Below are 2350 nucleotides of genomic sequence, written 5' to 3'. Positions count from 1 at the left end.
AAAATGTATATCGTTGGCAGAAGAAATTATTTAGACCAGTTATCAAAAACTTCATTGATGACTTTATTCTCGATAAAAATCATCTGCTACCACAGAGAATCTATAAATAATAGTGCGTAAGTCCTATCTACATAAAAAATGCCCATAAACATGAGTGTTTTCATAGACACTATCTGCTTATAGGCATTACATCATTTATGAATGACGAGAGTTGGCATCATCATAGACAGCATTGTTTTCACGTCTGCCTACAGCAATCACGATGACAACTACCTCATCATCAACGACTTCATAAACCAGACGATAACCAATACTACGAAGTTTGATCTTGTAGCGGTTAGGATGTCCTGACAACTTGTTTTTGGGAATGCGAGGATTCTCCAAAACCTTGATCAACTTCTTCTTCAATGGCTGCTTAATACTTGGATTAAGCTTATTCCATTCTGCTAATGCTTCTTCTAAAAAGTCTAACTTATAGGTCATCAATATTTACTCGAATGCGTTTCTGATTCGCACGAGCATCTGCAATCTTATTCAGTTCTAGGTCTTCTAGTTGTTCCATCATCGTTTCATACAGATCAGCCGGAACACAGTAAAACGCTGGTGTATTACGATTGAGGATTGCGACAGGTTCACCTTTGCCTGCCAACACTGTATCCATCGGACTCTTTTTGAGTTCAGTAATACTTGCAGTCATTCGTGCATGGATTAATTGAGTCATAGTTAAGCCTCTATAGAATTTAGTGTTTGGAGTTTGGGTTGAATCATTACGAGTAGATTCGGGTAGCTAATTTCAGCATACCGGTCCAATGTGGATCTCAATCTGATAAGCAAGGAGGCATCAGTAACTAGCAGTATCTTCGCAAGGTAAGGCATCGCTGAACGAAATGCCTTTAACCATTTACGATGTTGCTCAATACGGTCTATAGATTGTGATCGCATTTCCCGTCTTTCGGGAACTATACAATCTAGGCAACTTTCTAATGCACGTACTACATCAACCCAAGAAAGGACATTAAGAGCTTCTTCTAACTCTTTGGCTTGAATTTGTTGGTGCTCTCTTTCATCCATTAAATCAAATAGACGTCTGAGTTCCTGCATACGAACTTCATCCTCTCGTTTTAAACGAGATTCTTCAGTTTCAGTCCAGATAGCATCAGAATTCATAGGTACTCCTATTCAACAATAGGACTATAGCACAGATAAAAGCACATTTAAACGTGCTTTTAAAAAACTCTAATTAACCCTCTTTGCTACACGATAGACAGTTGCCACACCACAGCCCACAGCTTTAGCGATTTCATCTTTGGTCATTGTATTTGAGGCCAGCAGCTCTTTGATGCGCTTATGTTTGGTCTGGTTTGGTTTCTTCCCTGTTGGTTTGTAGCCAGAACGCTCAAGGCCTTGCTTAATGCGCTCTATGCGCTTCTCGTTATCCAGGCGAGCCATCGTAGCCAATAGGTCAATCAGCATGTTGTTGATCAGACCTAGAATAGAGCTTGTGATATTGTTATTGACTTGGCTCAGGTGATGAGTGGTCGGAAGATCCGCGACAATCAATCGGAGGCCTTTCTCTTGGATTCTTCGTTTGAGTTCATTGAAGTCATGTTGGGTTAGTCGTGATAGCCGATCCACACTTTCAACAAGTAATGCATCTCCTTGGTTTGCTTCCTGCAGCAACTTATTCAGCTCTGGCCGTTCTAGCTTTGTTCCACTGTAATGCTCAACATAGATGATTGGCTTCCCCAATTCCAACGAGTTGTTGAGAGCATTCAGTTCAGCCAATGCCCTTTCTGCATCCTGATCTTTGGTAGAGGCGCGAAGATAGATTCGTGTATTCATGTTTTATCATTTGTACTTAAATTATAAAGTCCTATGATAACACTGTCATTTGATTATGGTTTCAAGTCTAATGATAGTAGCTATTTACCGTTTCGCTGTTTCTCATTCGGGTATACTCTTTTGATAAAAAAAGCATGACTAAAAGCCATGCCTTGGTGGGATTCGTATAACGCGTATTATGTTAATTTTAGAAAGTCTTTAAAATAAGAATTTATAAAAAACTCTTTCTCATCATTAATTTTTAAAGATAAGTTCTCTGTACACGACAAAAATAGATAACTCATTGAAATAATGTCATAATAATTGTTTTCTAACGACGAATACTATGACACATCTCAATGAGTTATATCTTATCTTAAACAAATATCTAAAATGGAACAAGTTGAACCGTACCAGGTTTGTCGGAGACTTTTTTATTTAAGTTAGGCCACCTGACCTAACGGATTAATCTTATCATAGTACATTGCTTCAAACTCAAAAGGCGATACATAACCCAGTGCGCTGTGTA

Annotated in this window: 4 protein-coding genes and 1 pseudogene; 1 reads left to right on the top strand and 4 read right to left on the bottom strand. The window is 38.6% G+C overall.

Translation table 11 applies throughout. The features are described 5' to 3' along the window. Nucleotides 1-110 (top strand): annotated as a pseudogene (locus HYG89_RS15820) (IS701 family transposase); the annotation flags it as partial. An 85-nt stretch (nucleotides 111-195) separates the two neighbouring features. On the opposite strand, the gene HYG89_RS15815 reads toward HYG89_RS15820, so the two are convergent. The 4 genes from HYG89_RS15815 to HYG89_RS15800 all read right to left on the bottom strand — a co-directional run bounded on the left by HYG89_RS15815 (nucleotide 196) and on the right by HYG89_RS15800 (nucleotide 1842). Further along, nucleotides 196-483 carry a type II toxin-antitoxin system RelE/ParE family toxin gene (locus HYG89_RS15815; RefSeq protein ID WP_152342627.1) on the bottom strand — a complete coding sequence of 96 codons (288 nt, stop codon included), beginning with the start codon at nucleotides 481-483 and terminating at the stop codon, nucleotides 196-198. Then, the gene (locus HYG89_RS15810) at nucleotides 473-721 is read right to left on the bottom strand and encodes a type II toxin-antitoxin system Phd/YefM family antitoxin (protein WP_000192612.1); all 249 of its coding nucleotides are present in this window, start codon (nucleotides 719-721) and stop codon (nucleotides 473-475) included. The genes HYG89_RS15815 and HYG89_RS15810 overlap by 11 nt, the downstream gene beginning before the upstream one ends. 2 nt (nucleotides 722-723) lie before the next feature. Beyond that, entirely contained in the window at nucleotides 724-1167 is a 444-nt protein-coding gene (locus tag HYG89_RS15805) for a hypothetical protein (RefSeq protein WP_087545991.1), read from the bottom strand. A gap of 69 nt (nucleotides 1168-1236) precedes the next feature. Beyond that, a complete protein-coding gene (locus HYG89_RS15800) occupies nucleotides 1237-1842 on the bottom strand; it encodes a recombinase family protein (protein WP_087545989.1) in 606 nt (201 codons plus the stop codon). Nucleotides 1843-2350: the final 508 nt, after the last annotated feature.

Origin of the sequence: Acinetobacter sp. SwsAc5 (assembly GCF_013391485.1) — a bacterium.
GTDB lineage: Bacteria > Pseudomonadota > Gammaproteobacteria > Pseudomonadales > Moraxellaceae > Acinetobacter > Acinetobacter towneri.
Note: the sequence above shows the minus strand (reverse complement) of the source record. Positions and strands in the feature narration are given on the sequence as shown.

What these genes read in the sequence shown, in the direction of transcription:
- HYG89_RS15815 (WP_152342627.1), bottom strand. Translation starts at nt 483, where the DNA reads ATGACCTATAAGTTAGACTTTTTAGAAGAAGCATTAGCAGAATGGAAT.
- HYG89_RS15810 (WP_000192612.1), bottom strand. Translation starts at nt 721, where the DNA reads ATGACTCAATTAATCCATGCACGAATGACTGCAAGTATTACTGAACTC.
- HYG89_RS15805 (WP_087545991.1), bottom strand. Translation starts at nt 1,167, where the DNA reads ATGAATTCTGATGCTATCTGGACTGAAACTGAAGAATCTCGTTTAAAA.
- HYG89_RS15800 (WP_087545989.1), bottom strand. Translation starts at nt 1,842, where the DNA reads ATGAATACACGAATCTATCTTCGCGCCTCTACCAAAGATCAGGATGCA.